This window comes from Methylobacter tundripaludum (assembly GCF_002934365.1).
Classification (GTDB): Bacteria; Pseudomonadota; Gammaproteobacteria; order Methylococcales; family Methylomonadaceae; genus Methylobacter_A; species Methylobacter_A tundripaludum_A.
Map to the genome: position 1 here is coordinate 1 of NZ_PTIY01000002.1, position 14,137 is coordinate 14,137.

At 49.8% G+C, this 14,137-nt stretch carries 15 protein-coding genes and 1 pseudogene; 9 read left to right on the top strand and 7 right to left on the bottom strand.

Annotated elements, in window-relative coordinates; genetic code table 11:
* Positions 1 to 273 precede the first annotated feature (273 nt).
* The 5 genes from B0F88_RS02075 (at position 274) to B0F88_RS02095 (ending at position 5,335) form a co-directional block, all read left to right on the top strand.
* Positions 274 to 654, top strand: coding sequence for a hypothetical protein (locus tag B0F88_RS02075; RefSeq protein WP_104422300.1), 381 nt, complete (start codon positions 274 to 276; stop codon positions 652 to 654).
* 21 nt (positions 655 to 675) lie between these two features.
* The gene (locus tag B0F88_RS02080) at positions 676 to 1,311 is read left to right on the top strand and encodes a DUF2760 domain-containing protein (RefSeq protein WP_104422301.1); all 636 of its coding nucleotides are present in this window, start codon (positions 676 to 678) and stop codon (positions 1,309 to 1,311) included.
* A complete protein-coding gene (locus B0F88_RS02085; protein ID WP_258076534.1) occupies positions 1,308 to 3,218 on the top strand; it encodes an Hsp70 family protein in 1,911 nt (636 codons plus the stop codon). The genes B0F88_RS02080 and B0F88_RS02085 overlap by 4 nt, the downstream gene beginning before the upstream one ends.
* A gap of 130 nt (positions 3,219 to 3,348) precedes the next feature.
* Positions 3,349 to 3,924 carry a UbiX family flavin prenyltransferase gene (locus tag B0F88_RS02090; protein WP_104422302.1) on the top strand — a complete coding sequence of 192 codons (576 nt, stop codon included), beginning with the start codon at positions 3,349 to 3,351 and terminating at the stop codon, positions 3,922 to 3,924.
* Between the two features lie 316 nt (positions 3,925 to 4,240).
* Positions 4,241 to 5,335, top strand: a complete 1,095-nt coding sequence (locus B0F88_RS02095) for an L-dopachrome tautomerase-related protein (RefSeq protein WP_104422651.1) — start codon at positions 4,241 to 4,243, stop codon at positions 5,333 to 5,335.
* A 6-nt stretch (positions 5,336 to 5,341) separates the two neighbouring features.
* On the opposite strand, the gene B0F88_RS02100 is transcribed toward B0F88_RS02095, so the two are convergent.
* Complete coding sequence (locus B0F88_RS02100) at positions 5,342 to 6,265, bottom strand: LysR family transcriptional regulator (RefSeq protein WP_104422303.1); 924 nt, start codon at positions 6,263 to 6,265, stop codon at positions 5,342 to 5,344.
* 262 nt (positions 6,266 to 6,527) lie between these two features.
* On the opposite strand from B0F88_RS02100, the gene amoA reads away from it, so the two are divergent.
* The 4 genes from amoA (at position 6,528) to B0F88_RS02120 (ending at position 10,786) form a co-directional block, all read left to right on the top strand.
* The gene (gene amoA / locus B0F88_RS02105; RefSeq protein ID WP_104422304.1) at positions 6,528 to 7,280 is read left to right on the top strand and encodes a bacterial ammonia monooxygenase, subunit AmoA; all 753 of its coding nucleotides are present in this window, start codon (positions 6,528 to 6,530) and stop codon (positions 7,278 to 7,280) included.
* Between the two features lie 11 nt (positions 7,281 to 7,291).
* Positions 7,292 to 8,530 (top strand): bacterial ammonia monooxygenase, subunit AmoB, encoded by a 1,239-nt coding sequence (amoB, locus tag B0F88_RS02110; protein WP_104422305.1) that lies wholly within the window; start codon positions 7,292 to 7,294, stop codon positions 8,528 to 8,530.
* Between the two features lie 18 nt (positions 8,531 to 8,548).
* Positions 8,549 to 9,346: a bacterial ammonia monooxygenase, subunit AmoC gene (amoC, locus tag B0F88_RS02115; RefSeq protein WP_104422306.1), complete on the top strand. Its 798-nt coding sequence runs from the start codon at positions 8,549 to 8,551 to the stop codon at positions 9,344 to 9,346.
* Positions 9,347 to 9,568: 222 nt separating this feature from the next.
* Positions 9,569 to 10,786: an MFS transporter gene (locus B0F88_RS02120; protein ID WP_104422307.1), complete on the top strand. Its 1,218-nt coding sequence runs from the start codon at positions 9,569 to 9,571 to the stop codon at positions 10,784 to 10,786.
* 199 nt (positions 10,787 to 10,985) lie between these two features.
* On the opposite strand, the gene pqqE is transcribed toward B0F88_RS02120, so the two are convergent.
* The 6 genes and pseudogenes from pqqE to pqqC all read right to left on the bottom strand — a co-directional run bounded on the left by pqqE (position 10,986) and on the right by pqqC (position 14,129).
* Entirely contained in the window at positions 10,986 to 12,137 is a 1,152-nt protein-coding gene (gene pqqE, locus B0F88_RS02125; RefSeq protein WP_104422308.1) for a pyrroloquinoline quinone biosynthesis protein PqqE, read from the bottom strand.
* Complete coding sequence (pqqD, locus tag B0F88_RS02130; RefSeq protein WP_104422309.1) at positions 12,115 to 12,387, bottom strand: pyrroloquinoline quinone biosynthesis peptide chaperone PqqD; 273 nt, start codon at positions 12,385 to 12,387, stop codon at positions 12,115 to 12,117. The genes pqqE and pqqD overlap by 23 nt, the downstream gene beginning before the upstream one ends.
* 32 nt (positions 12,388 to 12,419) lie before the next feature.
* Positions 12,420 to 12,584 (bottom strand): annotated as a pseudogene (locus B0F88_RS02135) (type II toxin-antitoxin system RelE/ParE family toxin); the annotation flags it as partial.
* A gap of 127 nt (positions 12,585 to 12,711) precedes the next feature.
* Positions 12,712 to 12,897: a hypothetical protein gene (locus B0F88_RS19285; protein WP_104422310.1), complete on the bottom strand. Its 186-nt coding sequence runs from the start codon at positions 12,895 to 12,897 to the stop codon at positions 12,712 to 12,714.
* An 8-nt stretch (positions 12,898 to 12,905) separates the two neighbouring features.
* Positions 12,906 to 13,379, bottom strand: a complete 474-nt coding sequence (locus B0F88_RS02145) for a Uma2 family endonuclease (protein ID WP_104422311.1) — start codon at positions 13,377 to 13,379, stop codon at positions 12,906 to 12,908.
* Positions 13,380 to 13,400: 21 nt separating this feature from the next.
* Entirely contained in the window at positions 13,401 to 14,129 is a 729-nt protein-coding gene (pqqC, locus tag B0F88_RS02150) for a pyrroloquinoline-quinone synthase PqqC (RefSeq protein WP_104422312.1), read from the bottom strand.
* Between the last annotated feature and the right edge of the window lie 8 nt (positions 14,130 to 14,137).

Sequence of the window (14,137 nt, forward strand, 5' to 3'; positions counted from 1 at the left end):
CGCCGATGATAGTGTGGCAGTTTGCCATGCGAAAGTAGGGAATTGCCAAGCTCTTAAATCAAAAACCCAAGCCGAAACGCTTGGGTTTTTTTTTGACCGCAGTTTAGGGTAAAGCATTTTTTTTGGAATGTTGAGGTTGCTATTTCATTGAAAATAAAGAAGAACGGATGCATTGTCTGTAATGCAGAGTCCTTTGGACAAATGTTATTTATTTTTGACCAGTTAGCGTAAAATCAAGCATTCAAAGTTCCATTAACACTAGCGGAAAATACCATGAAAAAGATTCTTTTCTTAACTGTCTTGTTATCGGCTTCAACGGCTTTTGCTGAGGACGCCAAAAATGATTGGCATGACACGACTCTTTCCGATGCCACAATTAAGAAAATTCAGGATGCTCAATACCAATATAAAAAGTGTGTTTCAGCTGAAATGCAAAAGCCTGCTCAGCAGGAGTTGGAAAGCCGTAAGGCGACAGAAGCGATCATGAAACAATGCGAGCCGGTGTTATCCCAGATGCGAGAAGTTTATCTGGCTGAAAAAGTGCCGGGAACCATTGCGGATCGTCATTTGAAACAGATGCGCATGCAAACCACTCGTAATGTGCTGCAAGGTATGATGTTCAGCGAAGCCGCCCGCAAATCAGGTCAACAATAACAACTAAAAGAGCCTCGTGTAATGAATACTTATGGAATTGATTTATCCTTAAAGCCCACCACCTTTGATTTATGGCATGTTTGTTTGGCAGGTACTGTCGCTCTGTTGTCGTTGCTTCTAGTGGTGTTATTGCTGTCGATACTGATCAGTCGGGCTCGATGCAAGAAAAAAGCAGCTATTCAAGCTGCTGAACCGGTAGTAAAAATTGTCGAGAAAATCGTCGAAGTTGAAAAATTGGTTCATGCGCCCACACCGGAACCTGTTGTGTTGAAAGAGGCAACCCCGGATGCGGCCTTGCAATTACTGGGGTTGCTGCAAAAAGAAGCTCGTTTCATCGATTTCATTAAAGAAGATATTACCGTTTTCAGCGACGCCGATATTGGCGTTGCCGCCCGCGTCGTGCATGAAGGTTGCAATAAAGCGATTAACGAGCACTTTACTTTAGCCGCCGTCCGTAGCGAACAGGAAGGCAGCAAAATTACGCTGCCTGACGGTTTTGACGCCGCTACCGTGCGTTTAACAGGCAACATCGTCGGTACGGCGCCTTTTACCGGTACGCTGGTTCATAAAGGCTGGCAAGTCACTGATGTCAGGTTGCCCAAGCTGACGTCAGGATATAATGCCGCTATAGTTGCACCGGCAGAGGTCGAGTTATGAGCGATTGGCCCGGTCATGAACAAGCGAACGCGACAGCTGAAAGCGTAGTTGTTCAGCAGGCGCAAAACGCAGTTTTCGGAGCACAGTATTCTGTCGGTATCGATTTGGGCACGACTCATTGCGTGTTGTCTTATGCCGATCTTGGAAATATCGACGACGAAGAGTTTTCTCCACAAGTGATGGCAATACCGCAACTGACATCTCCCGGTTTGGTTGAAGAAAAACAACAGTTGCCGTCGTTTATGTATCAGGCGCATGAAGCTGAACTTGCTCAAGATTCAACTTCGTTGCCCTGGACCTCAAAACCGGATTATCTGGTCGGCGAGATTGCCCGTAATTTGGGCAGCAAAACCTCTATACGTTTGGTATCCAGCGCTAAAAGCTGGTTATGTCATACGGGAGTCGACTGTAAAGCGCCAATTTTGCCCACTGATGCACCTGACGAAGTCGAGCGCGTCTCGCCGTTCCAGGCAACCACGGCTTATCTGCAACATCTGCGCGATGCCTGGCAAAGCCAGCATCCGAATGCCCCGCTGGATCAACAAGATGTCGTGATTACCGTGCCGGCTTCGTTCGATCCTGCGGCACGGGAGTTGACGGTTGAAGCGGCTCGTGCCGTGGGGCTTGGGCAGGCTATTCTTCTGGAGGAGCCTCAGGCGGCGTTGTACAGCTGGATAGAGAAAAGCCACGGCGACTGGCGCAAGCACGCAGAGGTCGGCGACATTATCCTGGTAATAGATATTGGCGGCGGCACCACAGACTTATCATTGATAGCTGTCACTGAAAAAGACGGCAATCTGGAACTGACCCGCGTTGCTGTCGGCGATCATATCCTGCTGGGCGGCGATAACATGGATTTGGCCTTGGCCTATACCGTTAAAGCCAAGCTGGAAAAAGATGGGAAACGTTTAGAACCTTGGCAGCTTCAGGCGTTGACCCACAGCTGCCGCGATGCCAAGGAAAAGCTTTTCACTCATTCCGAGCTTGATAATATCCCGCTGGTGGTTGCAAGCAGGGGCTCATCTTTAATCGGCGGCACATTGCGCACCGAATTAACCCGTGAGGAAGTCAATCGTGTACTGGTTGAAGGCTTCCTGCCTAAGGTGGCTGTCAGTGACAGGCCGGTAAGCCGTCCCCGTACCGGCTTAAGAACCGCCGGTTTACCTTATGCCCAGGATGCAGGTATTACCCGACATTTGGCAGCGTTCCTGGCCAAACAGCAAGGCGCTACTGACGAACTTAAAGACATCAATCTGTCTGATCACGCAAGTTTCCTGCACCCCACTGCCGTGTTGTTTAACGGCGGCGTGTTAAAAGCCGACACCCTGGCTGAACGCTTAATGGAGGTTTTGAATTCATGGTTGAGCGTTGAGCAAGCGCCCGCAGCCCGATTATTGGCCGGTGCCGATCTTGATCTGGCGGTCGCCCGCGGTGCTGCTTACTATGGCTACGTTCGCAAAGGCAAGGGAGTGCGCATTAAAGGCGGCACGGCGGCTTCTTATTATGTTGGCATAGAAAGCGCGATGCCCGCAGTGCCCGGACTGGTACCTGAAATTCAGGCTTTGTGCATAGCCCCATTCGGCATGGAAGAAGGGACTCAACAAGAATTGCCGGATGATGAATTTGGTCTGGTGATTGGTGAGCCGGTTCGGTTCCGTTTTTTTTCCTCCCATATCCGGCGAGAGGATAAAGTCGGAATCCGTTTGGATTACTGGACCGACGAAGAGCTTGATGAGCTGGATGAGATTGAAATCACCTTGCCGGAAGAAGGCCGCAGACCTGGCGAAGTCGTGCCGGTGCATTTGTGTGCCGCCGTAACCGAAGTCGGTACGCTGGAGCTGCAAGCCGTATCCCAGAAAGACCAAGGCCGCTGGAAGATTGAGTTTGATGTCAGGGCAGGGGAGTAGTCCCATCCACCGGGATCAATTTAAAAATATCACCACGAAGGCACGAAGAGCACGAAGAAAGACAAGGTAAAAACTTCGCGTCCTTCGTGTCTTCGTGGTGCAATATAAAATCACATCTTGAACCATAAAAATGAAGCAAAAAAAACGATTAATCATCGCCATGACCGGCGCCACCGGCGCGGTTTATGGGGTCAGGATGCTGCAAGTCTTGCAGGCGCAGGATCAATGGGAAACGCATTTGGTCATATCGTCAGCCGGTGTGGTGAATTTAAAGCATGAAATGGATATGAAGCGCGCCGAGCTGGCCGAGTTGGCTGATGTGACTCACGGCATCGATGATATTGCCGCCAGTATTTCCAGCGGCGGTTTTAAAACAGAAGGGATGATTATCGCGCCGTGTTCGATGAAAACCCTGTCGGCGGTGGCGCACGGTTTTGGCGACAACCTGATTTCACGCTCGGCTGATGTCGTGTTAAAAGAGCGTCGGCGCTTGGTGATCATGCCCCGTGAGACGCCGTTAAACCTGGTGCATATCCGCAACATGGGGAGCGTCACCGAAATGGGCGGCATCATTTTTCCGCCGATGCCCGCTTTTTACAGCAAATCGGATTCGCTCGCGGCCATGGTCGATGAAACCGTTGGCCGGGTTCTGGATATGTTCGGGGTTAATGTGGACGGTTTGTACACGCCTTGGGAGGGATTGTAGAAGCTAGGGGATAAGTTATTTGTAAGATTCTGAATTTGATCTGACAGTTTCAAAATATTGGCTTGGATTGAACCTGACACTGACGGTCGCAGTTCGGCCAATTGCTGGCGGTCGCGACTGGCCGCTTTATGGCGATGCGTATTGCAGAATGAAATTCGGCAATACGTCAAGACCGGACTGGCATGATTTTATTTAAATATCTGCTCTCCCCCCAACCTCACAAAATTTATAAATACCGCCATGAATAAAGATCATTTAACAGACTTAACTCGACAGAGTAATGTTTTCAATGAATCTTGTTCAATTGGAGTTATTTATGAATACCCTCGTTAAAGTCACCGTTCTTTTAATGATGTTCACCTTTGACGCGGCAGCAAGTCCCGATTCAAAATTCGACATTATCGCCCATCTCGATACCGGACCGGGTAATGTCACCGTTACCGATAATGGCCGCATCGTCATCAGCATGCATCAGTTTTATCAGCCTAAATACACGGTGGTTGAATATAAAGATAATGCCCTGCTGCCGTTTCCTAATAAAGAACTGTCGGACGCGGATTCAATATCGGATCTGAAACTGGATTCCGTTCTGGGCATTCGTAGTGATGCCAATGGCATCGTGTGGATGTTGGATAACGGCATGCGTAGCGGTGTCACACCTAAATTGGTCGGGTGGGATACCCGTAGCAATAAGCTGCACCAGGTCATCCATTTGCCGACTCCGGTAGCGCCGAAAGATGCTTTTGTTAACGATTTTTCAGTCGATAGCAAACACAATCATATTTTTATCAGCGACCCGGCCGGAGGCGCCAATGCGGGGCTGATTGTCGTCAACCTGAGCACAGGAACGGCAAGACGCGTACTTGAAGGACATGGCAGCGTTATTCCTGAACAGGTCGATCTGGTTATCGACAATGTCCCGATTCAAGTTAAAGATAAAGCCGGAAAATTGCTTCGGCCTCATATCGGAGTCAATCCGATTACGGAAGATTTGAACAACGAATGGGTTTATTTCGGTCCGATGCATGGACTGAGTTTATACCGGATAAAAGCGGACGATCTGGTCAATGAAAAACTGGATGCCAAAATGCTGGCAAACCGCGTTGAACGCTACAGCGATAAACCGATTTCGGACGGCATCACCATCGATAAGGATAACAATATCTATCTGGGCGAGCTGGCGGCCAACGCAATTGGCGTTATCTCGGCCGATAAAAAATACCGGCGGCTTGCGCAGTGCCCGCGCTTGTCATGGGTGGATTCGTTCAGCTTTGGGCCTAATGGGCAATTGTTTGCGGTAGTCAATCGATTGCATCAGTCGGCAACGCTTAACGGCGGCGTATCGGCCTCAAAACCGCCGTATTATCTGTTACAGGTAAAAGCTTTGGCTGGCGGATTGCCTGGAAGATAACCAAACTCATGAGCCATTCATGTTCCGGCCTATCGCTGTTATTTTGTCCCGCAGCCAAAGATGGGCCGGATCTTTATCCTGTAACGGATGCCAAATCATCACTAACTCGTAGCTGGGAAGCTCGACAGGCACCGGAAAGATTTCCAGCGGCGCAAATTTTTTAAATTGCTCGGCAATTCGATAAGGCAGCGACAAGATCATATCGGTTTCGGCAACAATCAGCGGTGCGGAAAGAAAGTGTGGGACGATCAGCTTGATGCGCCGCTCCAAGCTCTGTTCCGCCAGTTTTTGGTCGATTAAGCCGACATTGCTGCCGGTTCGGGAAATCAACATATGGGAGGCGGCCAGATAGGCTTCCAACGACGGCGGTTTTGTTATCAGCGGATGATCCTGCCTGACCACGCAGGCCATTTGATCGCTGAATAAATGTTCGCAGTGTAAATGCGCGGGCGGCTTTAACACCGACTCGAACCCGAGCACGACATCGAGGCTGCCGTTCTCCAATTGCGCGGCCGGGAACGACGATTCGGTACGCTTAATGTGAAGATCGATACCGGGGGCAGTTTGATCGATCAATCCCGATAACGCCGGTATTAACAGCAATTCCATGTAATCCGTGGCCGCAAGCACGAATCGCCGTTGACTGGTTCCTGCCTCGAATTCCAATGGCGGCTGAATCAGCTGCTCCACCTCAGTCAATAAACTTCTGACCGGTTCGATCAAGGCCAGCGCTCTTTCGGTCGGTTTCATGCCTTTCGGCGTTTTAACCAGCAGAGGGTCATCCAGTTGTTGCCGCAGCCTCTGCAAAATATGGCTCATTGCCGATTGCGTAATGAACATCTGTTCCGCCGCGCGGGTCACGTTCAACTCCTGCATCAGCACATCGAAGGCCACCAATAAGTTCAGGTCAAAGGTTCTTAAATTAGACATTCGGGACTCTTTTAGCGTTGGTTTGGCAGCGATTAGCATAACAAAAACACAGCACGCGCCGGCTATGAATTGCGTCAATGATGGGATGAAATTTATACATTTAACAACGCCGTCTTTTCAACTTACTGTATCACTCAAGCGTGTTGTTTAGCTTGAGTCGGTCCAGTTCCCCCTCAATGGCCGGCCGACAAAATTTACAACACGCTGACTTTTTGGATAGGCGAGTCCGCCTTATCTATTGCTATTGATAGGAGACGCAATGATGTCAGCAAATATTTCAAACCGGTCTTTTCGACCGTACACCGGAGAAAAGGCGCGGATTAGCCGCGCTTACGATTACCTGATCCTGGTATTGGCTCTTTTCCTGTTTATCGGAGCCTTTCATCTTCATTTTGCGCTGACCGTCGGCGACTGGGATTTCTGGGTGGACTGGAAAGACCGTCAATACTGGCCGCTGGTGACGCCGCTGATGGGCATTACCTTTCCGGCTGCGGTTCAGTATGTCATGTGGAATAAATTCCGCCTGCCGATGGGCGCCACGCTGTGCGTTGCCGCGCTGCTGATAGGCACTTGGATTACAAGGGTCTTTGCTTATCATTATTGGAACTTTTTTCCGATCAACATGGTGCTACCGGCCACGATGTTGCCGGGCGCATTGGTTCTGGACTTTATCCTGATGCTGAGCAACAGCCTGACGATAACGGCCATTTTCGGCGGTGCCGCTTTTGCGTTACTGTTTTACCCTACTAATTGGCCGATCTTCGGCCTATTTCATGTGCCTGTTGAGCAAGGTAACGGGCAAGTGACCGTCGCCGATTTATTCGGCTTCCAGTACATCCGCACCGGCATGCCTGAATATTTACGCATCATTGAACGAGGCACTTTGCGGACCTACGGCCAATATGCGACACCGCTGTCGGCATTTGCCTCGGCGCTTTTATGCTCCCTGATGTACACCTTATGGTGGTATATCGGCAAGTGGTTCTCGACAGTTCGTTACCTTAACAAAATCTAAAGGGAGGGTTTATGAAAACGATTTTAGTCAAAACCTTAACGGCATTCTGCCTTATCTTTTCCGTGTACTTGATGGATGTCCAGACAGTCATGGCTCACGGTGAGAAAGCACTGGAGCCGTTCATCAGAATGCGCACCATCCAATGGTATGACGTGCATTGGTCGAAACAGGCTTTCAACGTCAATGAGGAAATCAGCGTCAGCGGTAAATTTCATGTCGCCGAGGATTGGCCTATCGGCGTACCCAAACCGGAAGCCTCATTTTTAAACATATCGACGCCGGGGCCGGTGTTGATCAGAACCGAGCGTTATCTGAACGGCAAGCCGTGGACTAATTCAGTGGCTTTGGAACCGGGCGGCGATTACGACTTCAAGGTCGTGCTGAAGGGACGTTTGCCGGGACGCTATCACATCCATCCGTTCTTTAACTTAAAAGATGCCGGACAAGTGATGGGGCCGGGCGTGTGGCTGGATATAGCCGGCGATGCGTCGGACTTTAGCAACTCGGCCAAAATCATCAACGGCGAGATGATCGATATGGAAAGCTATGGCTTTGCCAATGGGGTGTTGTGGCATGCGTTCTGGGGCATATTGGCAACGGCTTGGTTACTCTGGTGGGTACGCAGACCCTTGTTTATATCCCGCTATCGCATGCTGGAAGCCGGCATGGAAGATGAGTTGATCACGCCGCAAGATAAGCTGATTGCCAAATCGGCCATGGTCGCTATACCTGTCATGGTCTTGGCCTTTAATGCGATGGCGAACAATGACCATCCCAACACGATTCCTCTACAGGCGTCTTTAGACCAGATTTTACCGCTACCTGCCAAGGTGAATGCCGGTATCGTCAATGTCGATACTTTAAAAGCCGAATACCGCGTAGCGGAACGGGCGATGAAGTTTGACTTGAAAATCGATAACCAAAGCAATGCTCCCCTTCATATCGGCGAATTTTCGACAGCCAATGTGTATTTTTTGAACAAGGATCTGCCTGTAGCGCATCAAGATCTTTCCGGTAGTTCGACCGTTTCCGAGGAAGGCATGAGTTTGGATAATAACGACGCGATCAAGCCGGGCGAACAGCGCACTCTGACGATGATCGTCAAAGACGGCTTATGGGAATCCGAAAAACTGGACGGTTTGATTCGCGATGCGGATAGCCGAATCGGCGGCCTGTTGTTTCTTTATGATCTTACCGGCAAACGCTATATATCGAGCATTACCGCCGCTGTCATTCCAAAATTCGATTAACCTCATTAGGAGAACATCATGGCACTATCATCCGAGCAATTAAAGGCCGCGCTGCCTGAGCAATTAAAAGCCCCGCTTGAACAACTGGGTAACGCGCCCTGGTATTTGAAGGATTTGCCCACTTATCTAAAGGCTTTCGGCATACTTACTGTCATCTACATTGGCTTGCGTTTGTATCAAGGTGAATTTGCGGTTTCCGCCGGACTGGATTCCTATGAACCCGCCTTCGAGCAATACTGGATGCGTTTGTTTTATATTGAGCTGGTGGTTATTGCGCTATTTACGACGGGCTTATGGGGATATTTATGGGTTTCACGAGATCGCAATCTGGATTCGATCAGCCCTAAAGAAGAAATTTGCCGTTATTTCACGTTGACCATGTGGATTAGCGTTTACACCTTTGCCGTCTACTGGGCCGGCAGTTATTTTGCCGAACAGGATAATTCCTGGCATCAGGTCGCGATCCGCGACACCCCGTTTACGGCCAATCATATTATCGAGTTTTATTTTAATTTTCCGCTGTATGTCATCTTAGGCGGAAGCGCCTGGGTTTATGCCCGGACCCGCTTGCCGCTGTATGCGAAGGGTATTTCGCTGCCGTTGACGCTGGCGGTATTCGGGCCGTTCATGATCCTGGTCAGCGTCGGCTTTAATGAATGGGGGCATACCTTCTGGTTCAGGGAAGAGTTTTTCGCCGCGCCGATTCATTGGGGGTTTGTGATTGGTGTTTGGTTTGCGTTGGGTGTTGGCGGTATCTTACTTCAGGGCGTGACTCGTTTGATTGAGCTGCTGGATGATCTGGAAGATGCGCCGTGATTTATGGATAACGGGATTGTCAGAGCGACAGGATTCTCTTTTCCTCCGAGCATAGATGGTACCGCCCTCGTTCCCACGCGCTGCGTCCCGATTTGTCCGGTCTGCATTTTCTATAAGCTAACCGTGACTCACGGCGCAGCGCGCCTTGACTGCATTCCCACGCAGCGCGTGGGAACGAGATAACCAGTAATTACTTTAACTATTCCAAATACGTCGCTAATCATGACAACCCTTAAACGCACAGGCATCCATTATGCCTGGGTCGTACTCGCTGTTACTTTTACTTGTTTGTTTGCTGCATCGACGCTCCGATCTGTTCCGGGCATCATTATGCTGTCGCTGGAGCATGAATTTAACTGGAGCCGGGAAACAATCAGCGGCGCCGTTTCGGTCAACCTGCTGTTATTTGGGCTGGCTGGCCCTTTTTTAGGCAGGCTGATGGATTTGTACGGCACCAAAGCCACCACGCTGATAACGCTCACTTTGGTGACGTTAGGTGCGGGCGGCAGTGTTTTGATGCAGGAACCTTGGCAGCTGTATCTTTTTTGGGGCGTGATCATCGGCGCAGGTTCGGGAGGCACCTCAATCGTGATGGGGTCCGCCGTTGTCAATCGCTGGTTTCGGCAGCGGCGCGGTCTGGCTTTAGGTATTTTGGGGGCGGCTTTTTCGTCGGGCCAACTCATTTTCACGCCGATTATCATGAACCTGAACATGCAGTTGGGCTGGCGGGCTGTCACGCTGTTTATAGCGTTAATGCTGGGTTTGGTCGTATTGCCTCTGATCATGATATTGATGGCTGATAATCCCGGTTTAAAAGGATTACAGCCTTATGGCGACAATGGGTATGCTGAAGCTAAGATTCCACCTGACCCGAACCCGATGCGTTCGGCAATGGCCAGCTCTCAATTTTGGTTGCTGGCTTTCAGCTTCGGCATCTGCGGTTTTACCACCTCAGGCCTGTTTCAGACGCATTTGATTTCTCACGGCATCGAACACGGTTTCCCGGAAATGACCATGGCCGTGTCATTAGGCGTAATGGGCGCGACCGATATTGCCGGCACCATTTTTTCCGGCTGGTTATGCGATCGCTTCGGCAAGCGCTGGCCGCTTGCGGTTTATTATGCGCTTCGCGGTATTTCATTATTATTGCTGCCGTATGTCGAATCAACCGGGCAACTGATGGCCTTTTCCGTGGTTTACGGGCTGAATTGGCTGTCGACGGTTCCGGCAACCTCGGCGCTCACAGCCGACTTATTCGGCAAACAAAATGTCGGGGTCGTTTTTGGCTGGATTTGCTTTGCCCATCAGATCGGCGCAGCGTTAGCCAGTTACGGAGCCGGCTATTTGCATGGCTTGTTCGGGAATTACACCTTGGCCTTTATGACCTCCGGTCTTTTTGCGTTAGTCGCTACCGGGCTTGTCATGAAGATACGGGAATGAAATTCGGCTATGGGTCGAACTGAGACAGTCAATGCCTGATACAGTTGAGACTGATTTTGGCAATTACCTGATCAAGTCCAGAGTTTTACAAGTATTCACCATGAAGACTCGAAGGGTACGAAGTTTATGTTTTTTCTTCGTGTCCTTTGTGTCTTCGTGGTAAAAAAGAAAAGATATATATTCTTTGCCGGACATTGCCTTAAGATAACAGCCGCGAGTTTTTGCTGTTACGGAAAATCAGCGGTTTTTCATTATCTGCTAACGCGCTTGCTTTGGCGGAATCTATCGCTTCTTGAATAACATGGTGGTTCGGCGATTTGCTGCACACCGGGTCGGCCGCGTACATATCGCCGCTTAATAAATACGCTTGGCAACGGCAGCCGCCGAAATCTTTTTCCTTTTCATCGCAGCTGCTGCAAGGCTCTTTCATCCATTCGAAACCACGGAAAAAATTGAAGGTAAGCGATTCGTACCAGATCTGTTCGATGCTGTAGTCTTTGACATTGGGGCAGTCCATCCCCGGCAGTTCTCGGGCGGAGTGGCAGGGCAGGGCAACGCCGTCCGGAGCAATGGTCAAGAAGGTCGTGCCCCAGCCGTTCATGCAGGCTTTGGGGCGGTCTTCATAAAAATCCGGCACTACATAATAAATTTTCATCTTGCCGGCGACTTTTTCTTTAAAAGCTTGGGCGATTTGCTCGGCCTGTTCGAATTGCTCTTTAGTGGGCAGCAATAAGTCGCGGTTGGCGTGCGCCCAGCCGTAATACTGTGTGTTCGCCAGTTCCAGGTAATCCGCGCCCAGCTCTTCGGCCATTTCCAGAATTTGGGGCATCTGGTGGATATTTTCGCGGTGTATGACCACGCACAGCACCATCGGGTAGCCGTGTTTTTTGACCAGATGCGCGACGTCTTTTTTGTGCTGGAACGATTCGGTGCCTGCGATATGGTCGTTCAGCTCCTGGGTGCTGGCCTGGATGCTGACCTGGATATGGTCAAGACCCGCGTCCTTGAGTTGGGCAATTTTTTCTTCGGTCAGACCGTAGCCCGAGGTAATCAGGTTGGAATAATAGCCAAGGTCTCTTGCGTGTTTGACCAGCTCGGGTAGGTCTTTCCGGGTTAACGGTTCGCCGCCGGAAAAACCCAGTTGCACAGCGCCCATTTTGCGGGCTTGCGTGAGTACGCGTTTCCAGTCCTCGGTGTCCAGTTCGGATTGGTATTTCGTATAATCAATCGGGTTGGCGCAGTAAGGGCATTGCAGCGGGCAGGCATAAGTCAGTTCAGCCAGCAGCCAGCGCGGCGGGGTGATGCCTGTCCTGAGCGCGGTCGTAGGGTTAGTTTTGTTGGATCCAGCCATTTTTTAAAGCGACCTCTAGGAAAGCGGTAATGTCGTTGGTAAGTCCTGTCGTTGCAAATTTCCGCTCCAGATCGCTGACGATTTGGGCAAGGTTGCGGGTGCCGTCGCAACATTTCAGGATTTCTGCGGAACTTTGGTTAAGCTCCACCATGCCTTCAGGGTAGAGAATGACGTCTTTTTGCTGGGCTTCTTCCCATTGCAGACGGTGCAGGGGGGAAAACTTGATGGTTTGGTCTGGGTTTATAGTCATTTTGAGTTTGTGTGCGACACTTTAAATTAACATTATAGTGATGTCAGTAATCGATTTATATCGAGAGCACCGTGAAATACACCCAAAATATCGATACTCTCCGAGGTTTTTATCAAATACGCGATTCGGTAATGACCGTACAACAAAATGCGAATATCGCCATCGGGTTCTTTTCGGTACGAGTAGCCAATTTCTGGAAATTCGTGTAATAACTGGGCTTTTGCATAAAGGCCGGAAACAACTTTCTCAGCTGCGGGGCAGGGTTATCTACGGCGATATAGTCGAAAATATCCCGAAGCCAGCACTCCGTTTGAGTTGTCCAGTTTATTTACGCCATGAGTCCATGCGTTGTTGCATTTCTTCATTAGGGATTGCCCGGCCTTGTCGAGTATCCTCTAAGCCCCATTCTATCATCCGCGTAAAAGCCAACTCATGCAAAATCTCATCAAAGCTGCTGTCATCGGGTTGAGCTTGAACTATTTCAGACACTTTCTCTTTAACTGTAGGCATTTAACTCGCTAATTTATTGGAATCGTAACGTTAATGCTGTATGCCGATTGCTCAATTTTCCCGGTCTTGCCGTAATAATCAACAATGCCGTTTTCCCACGCAATCCAAACTTCTTCAGCACCTGCCTGCAAATACAGCTGAACCTTATTGGTCATTTCTTCTTTCGAATTGGACGGCGAGACAACTTCAATGCAAATTTCAGGGGCATGTGTATAAGGCGTTTCATAGCCGTGTTGCTTGATAAATGCTTTGGAACACCAAGCGACATCGGCAACTTTCACGCCTTCGGTAGTTTGAATTGAGCATTCGATCAATGCTTCACCTTTTTTTAGCTTGCGTTCGAGCAAAGCACCGATATGTAATTGCAATCGACCGTGTTTATTGGAGGCGGGAGTCATTTCAATTTTGCCATAGCGATTCAATTCGATTTTAAAAGGTAGATTTTCAAAATACGGATTATTAATAACTTCAGCCCATTGCATTGCCTGCCTCCAGTTGGTTGTCTACGCCTTAATATTAAAATACGGCGGCATCTCGTGAATATAAGCCATATACATCGCATCGGCCATCGTCCACAGCACATCCAGCTTGAATTTCAGGATTTGAATCATGCGCTCTTGTTGTTCGCGGGTTTTATACCAATCCAATGTAATCGCCAAGCCGTGTTCGACATCGCGGCGTGCTTCGGTCAGGCGTTTGCGGAAATAGATATAGCCTTCCTGGTCCACCCAGGGGTAGTGCTCCGGCCAGTTGTCGAGGCGTTGCTGGTGAATCTTGGGAGCGAACAGCTCGGTTAACGAGGAGCTTGCCGCTTCGTGCCATTCCGCCCGGCGGGCAAAATTAACATAGGCATCGACGGCAAAGCGCACGCCCGGCAATACGAATTTCAACGAGGTGATGTCTTCACGCGTCAGGCCGACGGCTATGCCCAGTTGTATCCAGGCTTCGATGCCGCCCGAATCGCCGGGATGTCCGTCATGATCCATAATCCGTTGTATCCATTTTGCGCGGGTTTCCCGGTCCGGGCAGTTGGCCAGGATGTTGGCGTCTTTAATCGGAATGCAGACCTGATAATAAAAGCGGTTGGCGACCCAGCCCTGTAATTGCGCTTTGGTCAGTTTACCTTCGTTCATCAGGGTATGGTAAGGATGATGAATATGGTAATGGCTTTCCATGCCGCGGAGTTCGGCTTCAAATTGTTCTTTGGTCCAGGGTGTATTATCACTGCTCATGGTGCATC

Coding starts and splice junctions, on each gene's coding strand:
- amoC (WP_104422306.1), top strand. CDS start 8,549: ATGGCACTATCATCCGAGCAATTAAAGGCCGCGCTGCCTGAGCAATTA.
- B0F88_RS02090 (WP_104422302.1), top strand. CDS start 3,349: ATGAAGCAAAAAAAACGATTAATCATCGCCATGACCGGCGCCACCGGC.
- B0F88_RS02080 (WP_104422301.1), top strand. CDS start 676: ATGAATACTTATGGAATTGATTTATCCTTAAAGCCCACCACCTTTGAT.
- amoB (WP_104422305.1), top strand. CDS start 7,292: ATGAAAACGATTTTAGTCAAAACCTTAACGGCATTCTGCCTTATCTTT.
- pqqD (WP_104422309.1), bottom strand. CDS start 12,387: ATGACTATAAACCCAGACCAAACCATCAAGTTTTCCCCCCTGCACCGT.
- B0F88_RS02100 (WP_104422303.1), bottom strand. CDS start 6,265: ATGTCTAATTTAAGAACCTTTGACCTGAACTTATTGGTGGCCTTCGAT.
- B0F88_RS19285 (WP_104422310.1), bottom strand. CDS start 12,897: ATGCCTACAGTTAAAGAGAAAGTGTCTGAAATAGTTCAAGCTCAACCC.
- B0F88_RS02095 (WP_104422651.1), top strand. CDS start 4,241: ATGAATACCCTCGTTAAAGTCACCGTTCTTTTAATGATGTTCACCTTT.
- B0F88_RS02145 (WP_104422311.1), bottom strand. CDS start 13,379: ATGCAATGGGCTGAAGTTATTAATAATCCGTATTTTGAAAATCTACCT.
- B0F88_RS02120 (WP_104422307.1), top strand. CDS start 9,569: ATGACAACCCTTAAACGCACAGGCATCCATTATGCCTGGGTCGTACTC.
- pqqC (WP_104422312.1), bottom strand. CDS start 14,129: ATGAGCAGTGATAATACACCCTGGACCAAAGAACAATTTGAAGCCGAA.
- amoA (WP_104422304.1), top strand. CDS start 6,528: ATGTCAGCAAATATTTCAAACCGGTCTTTTCGACCGTACACCGGAGAA.
- pqqE (WP_104422308.1), bottom strand. CDS start 12,137: ATGGCTGGATCCAACAAAACTAACCCTACGACCGCGCTCAGGACAGGC.
- B0F88_RS02075 (WP_104422300.1), top strand. CDS start 274: ATGAAAAAGATTCTTTTCTTAACTGTCTTGTTATCGGCTTCAACGGCT.
- B0F88_RS02085 (WP_258076534.1), top strand. CDS start 1,308: ATGAGCGATTGGCCCGGTCATGAACAAGCGAACGCGACAGCTGAAAGC.